The organism is Corynebacterium sp. LaCa54 (assembly GCF_046717495.1).
Taxonomy (GTDB): Bacteria; Actinomycetota; Actinomycetes; order Mycobacteriales; family Mycobacteriaceae; genus Corynebacterium; species Corynebacterium kefirresidentii.
On record NZ_CP177115.1, the window covers coordinates 234810 to 249870 of the forward strand.

A 15061-nucleotide genomic window follows, 5' to 3' on the forward strand; every position below is an offset into this window, starting at 1 on the left:
CTATTTCTCCCATGGTGCCACGCATACGTAGGGACTTCCACGGCTATCCTAATGTATATGTCAGAAATTGACGCGTTATCCCCGCTGTTTCGCCTGCCGGGGGTGAAAGAAAGTGCAGAAAAAGCCGCCGCTGCCATTGCCCGTGCACACCGCCGACCTGCAGGATTGCGAAAGTTTGAGGTTATTTCTGCCGAGTCACTTATGCGCGGTGCCCGTTCTAGCGTGGCGCTTGATGGCTACGCCTTCCCCCCACATCCGGGCCCAGAAAATGTGGAAGAAGGGCCGTTGGCCAGCGCCGTAAGCGCCTACTCTGTGGCCGCGCCGGAGCTCTTGGACACCACGGTGCGCTCCTTTGCCCGCGCGCCGTTGCAGGTTTTAGCGCGCATTGACGTCGCGGCCGGTGGCACCGGTATCCCAGCCGGTGAAAGCGCACGACTGCAAGGGCTGGGCCGGCTTATCGCGCAGGGTAATGGTCCCGCCTTTGATCGCCTTCTACCGAGCGTGGTCCATGCCGAGATCGCCGCAGGGCAGTTTTTCGGCCCTCGCAGCGGCCTCGTCGCTCGCGTTGCTTCCCGCCTTGCCGCTGTGCATACGGGTTTTGACCCGCGCGGTTTCGCCGTGCCCGAGGTTTACTACACCCGCCACCGCGCTGAGTATGCCGATGCGGTGGATAATTACCGCACCGCGCTTGCCGACGCCCTCCTTACCCACCTCGCTGCCTGGGCAACCGGTGGTGCAGAGGCCGACGCGATTGCGCGAGCCGCTTAAGAGGTATGCCGTGGCCCGCGCTTGGGGAAGCTGGGGCGGTCAGGGTGCTGGGCAAGCCACAGCCCGGCGCCGATAGCCGCCACGGTCCCCGCCAGCACGGAGGCGCCGATTCCGATTTCTTTAGCGGATGGCGCAGGCAGGAGCGGCACTGGGTCCTTAAAGGATCGAATATCCCACTCATGGCTGATGGCGTGGCGCTTTAATTGCTTGTCCGGGTTGACCGCGACGGGGTGGCCAACCTTCTCCAGCATCGGGATATCCGTAGCGGAATCCGAATAGGCATAGCTGGCATTAAGATCAATGTTTGCTGCAGCGGCAGTGCGCTCTAGTGCTTCCGCCTTATGCGGGCCCTTGCAATAGAAGAGCACCTCGCCGGTAAAGCGTCCGTCTTTTTCTGCCAATTCGGTGGCGATGACGTGCTCGACGCCGAGCTCCTCCGCGATGATGTCTACCAGCACGGCAGCGGAGGCAGAGACAATGACCACGTGGTCGCCTGCGGCGCGGTGGGCACGGATAAGTTCCCGGGCCTCGGCATAGATGGAGGGAGTGACCACGTGGTGCATGGTGTCTCGGGCGATGGAGCGCACTTCCTCCACGGACCACCCCGTGACCATCGTGGTGAGCTGATCGCGGCTAGCGTCCATGCCTTCGCTGGAGAGGCCGGAAAACATATAGCTGGCTTTCGCCAGGGAGAGCTGCAGTGCTTCGGCCGGGGAGATGAGCCCGTTGTGCAAAAACTCGCGGCCAAAGGCATAGGCCGAGGAGGTGGCGATGATGGTTTTATCGAGATCGAAAAACGCCGCGGTGCGTGCGTGTTCGCCGCCGGCGCGACTCGTGCTAGCGGGGCGGGGAGGAAAGGATTCGCGGGAATTCGTCATGGTGTGCTGCCGAGTGTAGCCGCCCTTCGCGCTTAGTGGTGTTGAAGTGGCTGCAGTTAATGGTGGTTGGCGTGTCAATAAAGTGGGATTGGCAGCCCATGCGGGGGATAAAGTAGTGAACACGCATTCGGTGCAGGTCAGCGCCATGGCCGTTGAAAAACTGCTGTTAGCTGTTGTGGTTGGGTGGCGAACATGTCATAATAATGCGTGCAAGGCCCCGATATACTGTGCGGCCTGCCCCGGCTCACCCCCCGAGGCCGGGTTACTGACGGCCCGTGCGCACACCCCCCGATGCACGGGCCGTCACCTATATCTAGCGCCATGTGATACGAGGTTATCCACAGGTTTTTAGTTGAAGTGGCAACCAAATCAGGACCACACGGTGACTTATCGCGGGTTATCCACAGTGCCACCGGAGAGCCCTCGCTGCGGTTGCACGGATGCTTCAGGCTATGAGGCATGAACGCATTACATCCTGATTCCGCTGCCATCGTCGTTGCCGTCGGTGACGAAGCACTGCGCGCCGAGGCTATCCATGCCGCGGCTGCTACCAGCCACGATGTGCTTACCGTAACCGATCCCCGCGACGTCCCGCGCAGTCTGCCAGGCGCCTTTGCGGTCCTGGTTGATTCCCTCATGGCCCGCGTGGTGGCGGCAGCGCAACGCCCCTACACCGCGCCTGTGCCAGTACTATTCCTTGCCGCGGACCCTGGACCGATTGACTATGAAGCGGCATTAGCCTGTCACGCGGAGAGCGCCTTTATCATTCCCGCCCAGGTTAAGGAGCTGCTCGCGGGCATTGCGGCCGCGGGCACCCCGCAGGACACGCGACCGGGTAGCGCCACCATCGCCGTGGTTGGGGCGAGCGGCGGGGTGGGGGCTTCTACCTTCGCGGCCGCCTTGGCCCGCACCCAGTGCGCTGCGGATGGACGCGCCCTGCTTATCGACGCCCACGCATACTCCGGTGGCCTCGACCTCCTGCTTGGCGTAGAGGCGGAAGCGGGGGCGCGCTGGCCGGAGCTTACCGTGGGCGATGGCAGTATCGATGCCGCCGATCTCTACCGCGCGCTGCCCACTACGCCGGATGGGGTAGCGGTGCTCTCGACCGCGCGCAGTACCGTCGCGGATCCCTTCCGCCTGGAAAAGGACCTGCTCGCGCGAGTAGTGGGCGCGGCCCACGCGGGCGAAGGGCTATGCGTGGTGGATTGCACCCCGGAGACCGTTCCGGATGCGTGTACCCACGTGGTTATAGTGGTGGCCGCAGAAGTGCGCTCGGCTGCATCGGCCGCGCAACTTATTGCGCGCTTCGGGGCTGCGCGGCGCAGCTGTGTGGTGGTGCTGCGGCAACGCCAGTGGGCATCGTTAAGCGCGGCGGAAGTAGAAAGCATCATCCACAGCACGGTATTGGCAGAACTGCCAACCGCCCGGGGCCTTACGCGCGCGGTGGAAATCGGCGGCCTCCCGCAGCGCCTCCCGGCACCCTTGCGCAAGGCTGCACACGCGGTCCTCGAGGAGGTAGGCGCGTGAGTGAGCAGAAAGTAGCACAGGAAACGCTGGAAAAGATGCAGCGTATCATCGCCGCCGAGCCCGACTTGGTGCATGATGCGGCAGCCCTGGCTCGGCGCATCCGCGCAGAAGCCGGCGTGATTAGTGACGTCGCGGTACTCGACCTACTACGCCGCCTGCGCCAGGACGCCACCGGAATGGGCCCGCTTGATGCATTGCTGGGGCGAGAGGGGGTTACCGATGTCGTTGTTAACGGGCCGCATGCGGTATTCATGGACCGCGGCGAGGGTCTCGAACGCACTGACATCACCTTCCGCGATGATGGCGAAGTCCGCCAACTGGCCAGCCGACTGGCGGCAGCCTCCGGCACGCGCCTCGATGATGCTCAACCTTATGCCGATGGCCGCGTTAGCCGCCCTGATGGCGTCGTCCTGCGCGTCCATGCCTTGCTGAGCCCGCCTGCGGTGGCCGGAACCTGCCTGAGCCTGCGCGTACTGCGCCAAGCCCAGACCACCCTGCCCCAACTAGTAGACAACGGCACGGTGCCAGAAGATATCGCTACGCTGCTGCGCGCTGTGGTGGACAAGCGAGTCTCATTCCTGGTTATAGGTGGAACCGGCTCCGGCAAAACCACCTTGCTATCCGCACTTTTGGGAACCGTCTCCGAGCGCGAACGCATCCTCGTCATCGAAGACACCGCCGAGCTCTCCCCGCACCACCCACACTGCGTTAGCGTGGTCTCGCGCCGGGCCAACGCGGAGGGAAGCGGCGAGGTCACGATGTCACAATTGCTCCGACAAGCGCTGCGCATGCGCCCAGACCGCATCGTGGTAGGCGAGATCCGCGGCCGCGAGGTGGTCGATCTCCTCGCCGCCCTCAACACCGGACACGACGGCGGCGCCGGTACGCTCCATGCCAATTCGCTCTTTGAAGTCCCCGCCCGCATGGAGGCCCTCGCCGCCCTTGGCGGCCTGGACCGCGTGGCACTGCACTCACAACTGGCAGCGGCCGTACACATGGTGCTGACCATGGAACGCACCCCGCAGGGCCGCCGCCTTGCCCATATTGGCGTGCTCGAGGGAAACCCGGTTACCCCGCGCATCATCTGGAGTGCCGAAGACGGGCCGGCGGATGGCTTTGCGGAATTTTCCGCACAACTTCTGGGCGAGCGCGCCGGGAAGGCCAGCCATGCTTAGTTTCCTCCTGCTCGCCGCCGCGCTGCTCCTGCCCGCGCCCTCTATCGCCGGCCGCCTAGCTTCCGCAACGCGCCAGACACGAGCTAGCTCCGTGGTCATCCTGGGGGCGGTATTTTGCGGCAGCCTGGTCTTTTACTCAGTGGGTCGCATCAGCGTCGCTATCGCCGCCGCCATAATCGCCTGGTGCGTGTCCTGGTACACCAAAGACCTCGTGGCCGCGCGTACGCAGCGGCGCGGCCGCGAAGGGCTGGCCGCCTATTTGGGAGTGGTCACCGCGGACCTGCGGGCAGGGGCGACCCTGGCTGGGGCACTTGCCCGCGGGGTGGAGGCCCTGCCGGGAACTACCCCGCGGGAGGTATCCGCCGCACTGGAAGCAACGGCCGCCCTCGCTGCGCGTGGCGCGCCGCCCCACATGGCGCTCACGGATGCGGAGGATACAAAGGCCCTGCCGGAGCTTTCCCGCTTAGGCCACCTGCTGGAGCTTTCCACTTACCACGGTATTGCGGTGGCCAGCTTGCTCGACCAAGCCCAAAGCCGCCTCGATGCTTCTCGACGCCACCAGCAATCCACCTCCGCTAGTCTGCAAGGCCCCCAAGCGACCGCCACGGTGCTCGCGTGCTTGCCAATAGCCGGCATCGCCATGGGCGGGGCCATGGGCGCTAACTCGCTCGGCTTTCTTTTCGGCGGCGGGCTGGGCGGTGTCCTTCTCGTGGTAGGCGTGGCGCTGGCCTGCGGCGGCTTCGCTTGGTCGCGCGTCATTATTCGGAAGGCGGCTGCATGACCCCGCTCATCTTTGTGGCCTTGGCCGCCCTCGTTGGCCTCCCACCGCACACTGGCCGGCTGGCAGTTACCAGTGCGACTGAGACCACCGCCAAGACCCCGCGCGATGGCCCGAAAGCGCGTGGGGGACTGATAAGCAAGCTCAAGCCCGCAGCACCGCTGGACCCGCTGATAGTAGCTGGCGACGTCGAACTCTTCGCAGCGTGCCTGGCCGCAGGGCTGTCCGTGCACGGAGCCGCCACCGCGGTCGCTCGCACCGCGGACGCTCAGACGCAGGACCTGTGGGAGACCGTCTCCGCGCTGCTAGGCGTTGGAGTTTCCACGCAGTCCGCGTGGGGCCATATGAAGGGCCAGGTGGGGCTGGAGGACTTAGCACAGCTTGTCATCATGTCGGGCCAATCCGGCGCCACCATTGCGGCCGGATGTCATCGAATCTGTACTTCTTTTCGCGCGGAAGCATCCGCCCACGCCACAGCACAGGCGGAGCGCGCAGGAGTATTCATTGCCCTCCCGCTGGCGGTGTGCTTCCTGCCGGCATTCATCGTTCTAGGCCTTGCGCCCGTAGTAATCAGCCTGGGCGCGCAACTTCTCTAAACCTCACTTGAAAGGACACTAATCATGCACGCACTTACTAAGTATCCCCAGCTCATCCGCAATGACGAGGGGATGAGCACCATCGAATATGCCATGGGCTCTCTAGCAGCAGCGGCGCTTGCCGGGGTGCTCTACATGGTCATCAACGGCGGCGGCGTGGTGGATGCCATCGAAGGCATCATAACCGACGCCCTCTCTAATACCCCCAGCTAGCAGCTCTACGTAACCCCAGCCGGCGGGACCATTCCCGCCGGCAGAAAGGAGGAATAATGCACAAGGTATTTGATGACGATGGCTCCGTGACCATCGAGGCCGCCTTAGCTTTAAGCTCCCTAGTCTTGGTCGCGGCGGGAATCGTGGGTGCTATTGCCACGCTGGCATCCTATATCGCCGCTGTGGACATGGCGGGTGCGGCCGCGCGTGCGCATGCCATCGGCGTCGAATACCACCCCGCGCGCGAAGATGCCCAAGTCAGCGTGGAGGAAAGCGGTGGGCTGGTGAAGGCGTCGGTAAGCGTGGAAGCCCCCATCGGCACCATGCGCTCCGAGGCAGTCTTTCCCGCCGAGGTGGGCGGAAATGAGTAAGCCGCAACGCTGGGGCGAGGAAGGCTATGCCACCATCGCTGCGGCCGGCATCATTGTCGCCATCGTGAGCCTGCTGCTTATCGTGGCGGCGGTGGGCTCGCGCGTAGCCGCACGCCACGAGGCGCAAGTGGCCGCCGACCTCGCTGCGGTCGCTGGCGCCTGGGCACTTGCTACTGGCGAGGATGCCTGCACCGCCGCGGGCGATACCGCCGCCCTGAATGGCGCCACCCTAGAAACCTGCACCGAATCCGGTCGCGACGTCATCGTCACCGCGGCAGTGCGCGGCCGCTCTACCCAGGCCAAGGCCGGGCCGGTGTGAGCCAGCGGAAGGAGGCAGCGCGGCTAGCCCTGCGTCATGGTGACCAGCGCGCCGAGTAGCTTGATAGCACCATCTTTGCTGAGCGGATTATTTCCGTTGCCGCACTTCGGTGATTGCACGCACGACGGGCAACCGGATTCGCAAGGACACGAGCGCACCGCCTCGAAGGTGGCCTCTATCCATTCGGGGAAGCGGCGGAAGCCTTCTTCAGCAAAGCCGGCACCGCCCGGATGGCCGTCATAGACAAAAACGGTGGGCAGCTGGGTATCGGGGTGCAGTGCGGTGGATACGCCGCCGATATCCCAGCGGTCGCAGGTGGCGATAAGCGGCAGTAAGCCGATGGCGGCGTGCTCGGCCGCGTGTAGGGTGCCGGGCGTATCGGAGGCCGTCACGCCCATGGCGGAAAGTGCCAGCGGATCGATGGTATAGGCCACGGCTCGGGTAACCAGGCGCTGTTCGGGGAGATCGAGGGGGATGTCGTCACCAATGGTGCCATCGGCAAGCCGCACTTGGTAACCGGTGACGAGATCGGTGACCTCTACCTCCACGTCGGCTACCCACAGGCCCGGGGAATAATTGACCAGGTTATCGGCCTCGCGCAGGATGCGGATATCCGTGGTGGAGCGCGGGGTCGTCGAATAATCCGGGGCCTCGGGGCGGGCGAGCGCCAGGTAATCGCTGAGGATGAGTTCCTCGATGACAAAACTTTCGCCTTGGTGCAGGTACACCGCGCCGGGGTGCACCTGGCTGGTGGCGCGAGCGGCATCGATGGTGCCGAGCAGGCGGCCGTCGGAAGAATCCACGATCATCACTTCCTCGCCTGACCCGCCGCGCAAGGAAACGGCGGTATGCGCCGTCTCCGGGGAGAGTTCCTCCGGCGAGTGGGCAGGAATGGGTACGGCGAACCACCCGCGCTCGCGGTGGCGCAGCAGGCCAGACTCGGCCAGCTGATGGACCACGTCCTGGGCTCCCCAGGCAGCAATCGTGGCATCATCCAGTGGTTTTTCTACCGCAGCGCAGTAGACATGGCCGAAGAGGATATAGGGATTGGCCGGGTTGAATACGCTGGCCTCCACCGGCTTGCCCAGCAGCGCCTCGGGATGGTGGACCAGATAGGTATCCATCGGCTCATCGCGGGCGATGAGTACTACGAGCGAGCCCTGCCCGCGGCGGCCGGCGCGCCCGGCCTGCTGCCAAAAACTGGCGACGGTCCCCGGGAAGCCGGCCGTGACCACGGCATCGAGCCCACCGACGTCGATGCCCAGCTCGAGCGCGGAGGTGGTGGCGACGCCGAGCAAGGAGGCGTCGTCAAGCGCGCGCTCTAATGCACGGCGGTCCTCGGCCAGGTAACCCGCGCGGTAGGCGGCGATGCGCTGGGCAAAATCGGGCCGGCCCAAACTACCGGAGAGCACCTCGGCCGCACGCATGGCCACCACCTCGGCCGAGCGGCGCGAACGCACGAAGGTCATGGTGCGCGCACCCTCGGCGATGAAAGAGGCCATCATCTCGGCCGCTTCGGTGGTGGCGGCGCGGCGCACCGGCGCCCCGTGCTCACCCTCGGCGCCCTCGATGAAGCCTGGCTCCCACAGGGCTACGGTGCGCGCACCGGTGGGGGCGGTGTCCTCCGTAATTGCGCGGGCCGGCCGGCCGGTGAGGCGCTGTGCATGCCGGCCCGGGTCCTTCATGGTGGCCGAGGCATAGATAACCGTCGGCCGCGAGCCATAGTGCGCGCACAAGCGCAGCAGCCGCCGCAACACGAGCGCCACATTGGCGCCGAATACGCCCCGGTAGGAATGGCATTCATCGATGACGATGAATTCCAGGTGCCGCAGCAGCCGCGCCCACCGGGCATGCGCGGCCAGCAGGGACATATGCACCATATCCGGGTTGGAAAAAATGAACCGCGAATGATCGCGCACACCCGCGCGGGATTCCTGCGGCGTATCGCCGTCATAGGGCGCGGGCACCACACCCTTGAGCGCCGGAATCCCCCGGCACAGCTCCAGCACCGCCTGCAGCTGATCCGAACCCAGTGCCTTAGTGGGGGTGAGATACAGCGCGCAAGCGGTCGGCTCCTGCGCCAGCCGGCTCAAAATGGGCAGCTGGTAGCCCAGGGATTTTCCTGAAGAAGTGCCGGTAGCAATCACCGCATCCTCGCCTTTCCAGGCGGCCTGTGCGAGTTCAGCCTGGTGCCGATACAGCTTGCCGACGCCCCCTTCTACCAGCTTCTCCCGCAACTGCGGCAGTACCCACTCCGGCCACTGCGCATACTGGGTGCGCTGAGGGGGCAGGGTGGTGTGAAAGGTGAGAGTGGACTCATCGAGGCGGCGCTGGATGAATTCGAGGAGCTCTGTTCCCAGGGGATTATCTGTTTCCGGGTGAGACAATTTTTACCCCCTTGTGGGTTTGGTCTATCGCTTTGGCGTGGAACGTGTCACACTGATATAAGGCCAATGATGTCTTGGTGCGGTGTTTACACTTTAAGGTACTGCTAAAGGACGCATTTACCGAACCCCCTTGGTGCGGAATCGCTGCACCGATAAGCAAGAAAAGGACTGCACACCATGGCACAAGGAACCGTTAAGTGGTTTAACTCTGAAAAGGGCTACGGCTTTATCGAGCGCGCGGATGGCGCCGGCGATATCTTCGTCCACTACTCCGAGATTCAGGGCAGCGGCTTCCGCACCCTAGAGGAAAATCAGCAGGTCACCTTCGAGGTTGGCTCCGGCCCGAAGGGTGATCAGGCCCAGTCCGTGTCCGTCATCTAGGCGGCCTGTTCTCCCCGCTACGGCGTCTCCGCGTAGCCGCGGCGGGTATCCCACCACTCGGTGAACTTATTCTGCAGCTTCTGCAGGCCCACGCCGATGATGATGGCTGCGATGATGCTGACCACCACGGCGAGTACTGGCGAATTAGAAAAGGCCATGCCGCCGAGATAACCAATGGCCAGCGCCTCGCCAGCCCAGAGGGCGACGCCGATGGTGTCGAAGAAAACAAAGACGATCCACGGGAACCTCATGGACCCCAGCAGGATGGTCATAAACAAGCGGGCTGAAGGGATGAAGCGGGCGATAATAATGGCGGCCCCTCCGCCGCGGCGCATATTTCGCTTGACCCAGTTCAGCCCTTCGTAGGCCTTAGATCCCTTTGGCACGCGCTTAAGCAAGGGCATGAACCGCGTGCCTAGCAGGAAACAGAGATTATCGCCCATCATGGCGGCGATGAGCGCCACGAAAAACATGGTGGGCAGGTGGGGGAAGCCCTGCGAGCCGGACCAGGCGCCGGCCATATTGAGCGGGATTTCTGACGGCAGGACGGGGAAGAAGCAGTCACCAAAGATCAGCGCGGCGACCAGCGGGTAGATCCACTCTGTGGACATGACGGTTTCGATCCACATAGTGATTGTGTCGACCATGAATCCTCCCCGGGTGTCGGCTTAGGTGTGCTATCGTGCCCCACAATGCTTTCACAGTTACTGGGCATTCTAAGTAGGCCAGTATAGACCCGTTCCGTGGGGGTACATAGTGCCCCTGAAAACGGCCTTTTGGCAGAACCGCGTATATGGTGCGAGAAAGGAAACACAGATCAACTGTGTACGCTAGGGGCGATTGCTGAAAGCGTGCATACCTTATTGTTCGCATCATCGAAAGGGATGAAGTCGAAGTGGCAGAAGCAGCCGGGCCGGGAAAGACCTTGGTGATCGTCGAGTCGGCGACGAAGGCGAAGAAGATTCAGCCTTACCTCGGAGATAAGTACATCGTGGAGGCCTCCGTAGGCCACATCCGCGATCTTCCCCGCGGCGCTGCGGACGTACCGGCTAAGTATAAGAAGGAATCCTGGGCGCGCCTTGGCGTGAACCCAGAGGACGACTTCGCCCCGCTATATGTGGTGAGCCCCGATAAGAAGAAGAAAGTCGCGGACCTAAAATCCAAGCTGAAGCAGTGCGATCAGCTCTACCTCGCGACAGACCCCGACCGCGAGGGCGAGGCCATCGCCTGGCACCTGCTTGAGGTCTTAAAGCCCAAGGTTCCGGTGCGCCGCATGGTGTTCAACGAGATCACCAAATCGGCCATCCTGGAAGCTGCGGATAATACGCGCGATCTGGATTACAACCTTATCGACGCCCAGGAAACCCGCCGCATCCTGGACCGCCTCTACGGCTACGAGGTCTCCCCAGTGCTGTGGAAGAAGGTCATGCCGCGGCTTTCTGCAGGCCGCGTGCAGTCGGTGGCTACCCGCGTCATCGTCGAGCGCGAGCGCGAGCGCATGGCGTTCATCCCCGCGGATTATTGGGATCTAGCCGCCACGCTAGATACCGGCGCTGCGGATGCGGATAATCCCGCTACGTTCGACGCCCGCCTCACAGCCGTCAATAGCAAGCGCGTGGCCCTGGGCCGCGACTTTGATGACCACGGAAACGTGAAGAGCAAAGACGTCATCGTCATCACCGAGCCGCAGGCCAAGGCGCTAGAAACCGCACTGAGCGGCGCGGACATGCAGGTCGCTGGTGTCGAGCACAAGCCTTATACGCGCAAGCCTTATGCGCCGTTTATGACCTCTACGCTGCAGCAGGAGGCCGGCCGCCGCCTGCACTTTACCTCCGAGCGCACCATGCGCATTGCGCAGCGCCTGTACGAAAACGGCCACATTACTTATATGCGTACTGACTCCACTTCGCTGTCCAAGCAGGGCCTATCAGCTGCGCGCAACTCCGCCACCAGCATCTATGGCGCAGAGTACGTTTCTGATTCCCCGCGTGTTTATGACCGCAAGGTGAAAAACTCCCAGGAGGCTCACGAGGCGATTCGCCCAGCCGGCGAGTCCTTCGCCACCCCGGGCCAGCTCTCCGGTCAATTGGACGCGGAGGAGTTTAAGCTCTATGACCTGATTTGGAAGCGCACCGTCGCCTCCCAGATGGCCGATGTCAAGGGAACCTCCATGAAGGTCACCGTGGCCGGCACCGCCACCACGGATAATGGCAGCTATGACGTGGAATTCTCCGCCACCGGCCGCACCATTACCTTCCCGGGCTTCCTGAAGGCCTATGGCGCAGATGACGCCAAGGGTGACAAGAAGGGCGAGACCCACCTGCCACATTTGGAAGAGGGTCGCGCCCTGAACGCCAAGGAGGTCTCCGCCGAGGGCCACTCCACCAACCCGCCGGCGCGCTATACCGAGGCCAGCCTGGTCAAGAAGATGGAAGACCTGGGCATCGGCCGCCCGTCCACGTATGCGTCCATTATCAAGACCATCCAGGACCGCGGCTATGTGGTCTCGCGCGGCAATGCGCTGGTGCCATCGTGGGTTGCCTTTGCCGTCGTGGGACTGTTGGAGGAGAACTTCACCGAGCTGGTCGACTATGACTTCACCTCTTCTATGGAGGATGAGCTGGACCAGATTGCTACCGGTATCGAGGACGGCACCGCCTGGCTCAACGGCTTTTATTTCGGCAACGCCGAGGCCAACGAGCAAAAGGCGGCCTCCATTGCCCGCCACGGTGGCTTGAAATCGCTTATCGACGTCAACCTAGAAGCCATCGATGCCCGCAAGGTCAACTCCCTGCGCCTTTACACCGATACCGAGGGCCGTGATGTCTTCGTCCGCGTGGGTCGCTATGGCCCGTATATCGAGCGCGCCGTCGGCACCAATGACGACGGCAGCATCGAGTACCAGCGCGCCAACCTCTCTGAAACCGTCACTCCGGACGGCTTGAACGAGGAGCTGGCGGAAAAACTCTTTGCCACCCCACAGGGCGGCCGCGAACTGGGTGAAAACCCGGCAAATGGGCGCATGATTGTGGCTAAGGAGGGCCGCTTCGGCCCGTATGTCACCGAGGTGGTCCGCGATGATGAGCGGGAGAAGGCCGAGGGTGAGGCCGAAGAGGTCGTCGCCAAGGAGCGGGCCGAGGAAGACAAGCAACGCGCCGAGGAAGGCAAGCGCGCTAAGAACTGGGAAACCAAAACTGCCGGGAAGCAGAAGGAAAAGCGCGTCAAGGAGTACATCGAGAACAAGCTGAAGCCGGGTACGGCCTCGCTATTTAGCTCGATGGAGCCCTCTACGGTGACCCTCGAAGAAGCCCTCCAGCTGCTGTCCCTGCCGCGCGAAGTGGGCGAGGATGACGGCGTGATGATCACCGCCCAAAATGGCCGCTACGGCCCGTACTTGAAGAAGGGGACTGATTCGCGCTCCTTGGCCAAGGAAGAGCAGATCTTCACCATTACCTTGGACGAGGCCCGCCGCATCTATGCCGAGCCCAAGCGTCGCGGCCGCGCCGCGGCCCAGCCGCCGATCAAGCAGCTAGGCGATAATGACGTCTCCGGCAAGCCCATGACCGTGAAGGATGGCCGCTTCGGCCCGTACGTCACCGACGGCACCACCAACGCCTCCCTGCGCCGCGGCGATGACCCGGAGCAGCTTACCGACGCCCGCGCGAACGAGCTCCTCTCCGAGCGCCGCGCCAAGGAAGCTTCCGGCGAGACCAAGAAGAAGTCCACCAAGAAGTCCTCTAAGAAGACGACCAAGAAGAAGGCGACTAAAAAGGCCACCAAAAAGTCCACGAAGAAGGCCGGCAAGAAGGCAACCAAGAAACCTTCCCCCGGCACGAAGAACGTGGTGAAGGCCGGCTCGCGCAAGAAATAACCACGTAAGGTGGCGGGCATGAACGATTTTCTTGCCCGCACCCAGGAAGGCGCTGCGGCCCTGCGGCGCGCCGTATCCGATATCAGCGCACAGCCGCAGCTTATCGCCTCGGTCCGCGAGGAGCCCGCCGTTGGCGCCGGTATCCTAGCCGGGGTCATCGCCCAAGTGGAAAAGGCCCGCACCCTGACTCGTCCTTCGGCGCTGGGCGTGGCGGCTTTAACGGCGAACCACGCCGCCTATGCCTGGAGCCTGTATCGCCGCGGCGCGCGCAACGATGCCCTGGGCTGGGGCCTGCGCGCGGCCGCATGGGGTGCGGGCGTTGCCGCTACCCGTAGCCAGCCGACGTCCGCCGCAGTGGCAGTGGGTGGCGCGGCCGTGCTTGCCACCTCGGCGCTGGCGGGCGACCCAGTGCTGCGCACCGACGCCGGCAAAGGCATGAGTCACGGCGCTAATGTGCTCGTCGCGGCCGAGGGGCTAACCGCCTTGCGTGCGGCGCTGAAGCAGCGCAAGCACAAGGCGCGGCTAGTGTGCGCGGCCGAAACCGGCGCCCTAGTTATCGGCCATCTGCTGCTGATTGACGGCCTTCACCGCACCCGGTAACTGCGGCTGCATCGTCGGACCATAGGACAGGCGGCGGTGCACCGCCTCGAAGGGGCCGCGGCGGCCGCAGGCTTCCAGCACGCAGGCGAAGATGAGTGTGGCCAACCACACCGCGAAGGCCATCACCGCTTGGCCGAAGGCGCCCAGCTCGTGACCGAAGTTCAGCATAAACGGGTGCACGAGGCAGAAAAAGAGGATGGACTGCCCCACATAGCCGCTCATGGAGCGCTTGCCCAGCGCCGCAAAGGGCCATAATACTGCGGGCAGCGGTGCGCCGGCCGCGAGTCGCTCCTGCTCTGGCTGCAGCACCAACGCGAGTCCGGCTAGGATGCCGGGGCCAGTGAAGACGCCGAGGAAAGAGTTGGCATTATTGGCCGCATTCGCCCAGCGCTGCTCGATGACCCCAAGCGTGCTCAGAGACCACAAGGTACCGATAACCACGGTAATGATCACCGCGACGGCCACCCAGCGCAGGAGGGTGGGGCGGTGAGAGGGGACGTCGGCAAGCACGCCTTGGCGCGCCCACACAAAGCCCACCAGCATGACGGGCAGGTACATCAATAAAATGATCGGCGTGGCCAAGGCCTGGCTGCCTAGGGTGACAAGCTGGCTGAGCAGCAAATCGGGGTAGGACTCGATGGTGCCGATGCCCTCCGTGGCCACCACGCCGAGGGGATCCAGCGCGCCGGAAATGAAGGCCACAATCCCGCCCAGCGCGCATAGTGCGAATAGAATATAGGCCACGCGCATGAGGGAGGAATCCCGCTTGCGCAGCAGGAATGCAATCACGATTCCGGCCACGCCATAGAAGAACATGATGTCGCCCCAAAACAGCAGCACCATGTGCGCCGCTCCCATCACTGCCAAGAAGGCATAGCGCTTGGCGATGACCCTGCGCGCCCCCTGCACCGGAAACCCGCGCCGCCACAGGCTCAGCGCGATGAGCCCCACGCCAAAGCCCAGCAGTGTAGAAAACATGGGCAGGCCGCGGTTGTGGACAAAGAAGGCGGCGAAGACGACGGCCGCCTTATCCCACACGCTGCCATCGATGATGCCGCCGAAATAACTTGCTGGCCGGTCGGTGGTGATGATCCACGCCGTGGTCATATTGGCCATGGCGATGCCTAGAAGGGCCATGCCGCGCGCCACATCGGGCACGATCATGCGGGGCCGGGGAGCTGAGCTCACTTAAAAACC

At 63.6% G+C, this 15061-nt stretch carries 15 protein-coding genes; 11 read left to right on the top strand and 4 right to left on the bottom strand.

Features of this window, described 5'->3' with window-relative positions:
- Positions 1–51 precede the first annotated feature (51 nt).
- Positions 52–768, top strand: coding sequence for an oxidoreductase (locus ACLI1M_RS01190; protein WP_411706617.1), 717 nt, complete (start codon positions 52–54; stop codon positions 766–768).
- Here ACLI1M_RS01190 and ACLI1M_RS01195 read toward each other — a convergent pair.
- Positions 765–1646 (bottom strand): HAD family hydrolase, encoded by an 882-nt coding sequence (locus tag ACLI1M_RS01195; RefSeq protein WP_248099242.1) that lies wholly within the window; start codon positions 1644–1646, stop codon positions 765–767. The two genes, ACLI1M_RS01190 and ACLI1M_RS01195, sit on opposite strands and share 4 nt — an antisense overlap.
- Positions 1647–2105: 459 nt before the next feature.
- Between ACLI1M_RS01195 and ssd the strand changes: the two genes are divergently transcribed.
- Genes ssd through ACLI1M_RS01230 form a run of 7 tightly spaced genes read left to right on the top strand, consistent with a single transcriptional unit; the run spans position 2106 to position 6625 of the window.
- A complete protein-coding gene (ssd, locus tag ACLI1M_RS01200) occupies positions 2106–3173 on the top strand; it encodes a septum site-determining protein Ssd (RefSeq protein ID WP_239207849.1) in 1068 nt (355 codons plus the stop codon).
- Positions 3170–4348 carry a TadA family conjugal transfer-associated ATPase gene (locus ACLI1M_RS01205; protein WP_248099240.1) on the top strand — a complete coding sequence of 393 codons (1179 nt, stop codon included), beginning with the start codon at positions 3170–3172 and terminating at the stop codon, positions 4346–4348. Before ssd ends, ACLI1M_RS01205 begins: the two co-directional genes overlap by 4 nt.
- Positions 4341–5129, top strand: coding sequence for a type II secretion system F family protein (locus tag ACLI1M_RS01210; protein ID WP_200288348.1), 789 nt, complete (start codon positions 4341–4343; stop codon positions 5127–5129). Before ACLI1M_RS01205 ends, ACLI1M_RS01210 begins: the two co-directional genes overlap by 8 nt.
- Positions 5126–5722: a type II secretion system F family protein gene (locus ACLI1M_RS01215; RefSeq protein WP_248099238.1), complete on the top strand. Its 597-nt coding sequence runs from the start codon at positions 5126–5128 to the stop codon at positions 5720–5722. The genes ACLI1M_RS01210 and ACLI1M_RS01215 overlap by 4 nt, the downstream gene beginning before the upstream one ends.
- 24 nt (positions 5723–5746) lie before the next feature.
- Positions 5747–5935 carry a DUF4244 domain-containing protein gene (locus tag ACLI1M_RS01220; protein ID WP_023020425.1) on the top strand — a complete coding sequence of 63 codons (189 nt, stop codon included), beginning with the start codon at positions 5747–5749 and terminating at the stop codon, positions 5933–5935.
- A 56-nt stretch (positions 5936–5991) separates the two neighbouring features.
- A complete protein-coding gene (locus ACLI1M_RS01225) occupies positions 5992–6306 on the top strand; it encodes a hypothetical protein (protein WP_023020426.1) in 315 nt (104 codons plus the stop codon).
- Positions 6299–6625, top strand: coding sequence for an Rv3654c family TadE-like protein (locus tag ACLI1M_RS01230; protein WP_023020427.1), 327 nt, complete (start codon positions 6299–6301; stop codon positions 6623–6625). Before ACLI1M_RS01225 ends, ACLI1M_RS01230 begins: the two co-directional genes overlap by 8 nt.
- A gap of 23 nt (positions 6626–6648) precedes the next feature.
- On the opposite strand, the gene ACLI1M_RS01235 is transcribed toward ACLI1M_RS01230, so the two are convergent.
- On the bottom strand, positions 6649–9012 hold the full coding sequence (locus tag ACLI1M_RS01235; protein WP_200288346.1) for a Zn-binding domain-containing protein: 2364 nt from the start codon (positions 9010–9012) through the stop codon (positions 6649–6651).
- A 177-nt stretch (positions 9013–9189) separates the two neighbouring features.
- Here ACLI1M_RS01235 and ACLI1M_RS01240 point away from each other — a divergent pair, with 177 nt between their 5' ends.
- The gene (locus ACLI1M_RS01240; RefSeq protein WP_023020429.1) at positions 9190–9393 is read left to right on the top strand and encodes a cold-shock protein; all 204 of its coding nucleotides are present in this window, start codon (positions 9190–9192) and stop codon (positions 9391–9393) included.
- 17 nt (positions 9394–9410) lie between these two features.
- Here the strand turns inward: ACLI1M_RS01240 and ACLI1M_RS01245 are convergent, their stop codons facing one another.
- The gene (locus ACLI1M_RS01245) at positions 9411–10040 is read right to left on the bottom strand and encodes a DedA family protein (protein ID WP_023020430.1); all 630 of its coding nucleotides are present in this window, start codon (positions 10038–10040) and stop codon (positions 9411–9413) included.
- 248 nt (positions 10041–10288) lie between these two features.
- Between ACLI1M_RS01245 and topA the strand changes: the two genes are divergently transcribed.
- Together topA and ACLI1M_RS01255 are read left to right on the top strand one after the other, a co-directional pair.
- Positions 10289–13264, top strand: coding sequence for a type I DNA topoisomerase (gene topA / locus ACLI1M_RS01250; RefSeq protein WP_248099236.1), 2976 nt, complete (start codon positions 10289–10291; stop codon positions 13262–13264).
- A gap of 18 nt (positions 13265–13282) precedes the next feature.
- On the top strand, positions 13283–13864 hold the full coding sequence (locus ACLI1M_RS01255; RefSeq protein ID WP_248099235.1) for a hypothetical protein: 582 nt from the start codon (positions 13283–13285) through the stop codon (positions 13862–13864).
- Here ACLI1M_RS01255 and ACLI1M_RS01260 read toward each other — a convergent pair.
- Positions 13814–15052 (bottom strand): DUF418 domain-containing protein, encoded by a 1239-nt coding sequence (locus ACLI1M_RS01260; protein ID WP_248099234.1) that lies wholly within the window; start codon positions 15050–15052, stop codon positions 13814–13816. The two genes, ACLI1M_RS01255 and ACLI1M_RS01260, sit on opposite strands and share 51 nt — an antisense overlap.
- Between the last annotated feature and the right edge of the window lie 9 nt (positions 15053–15061).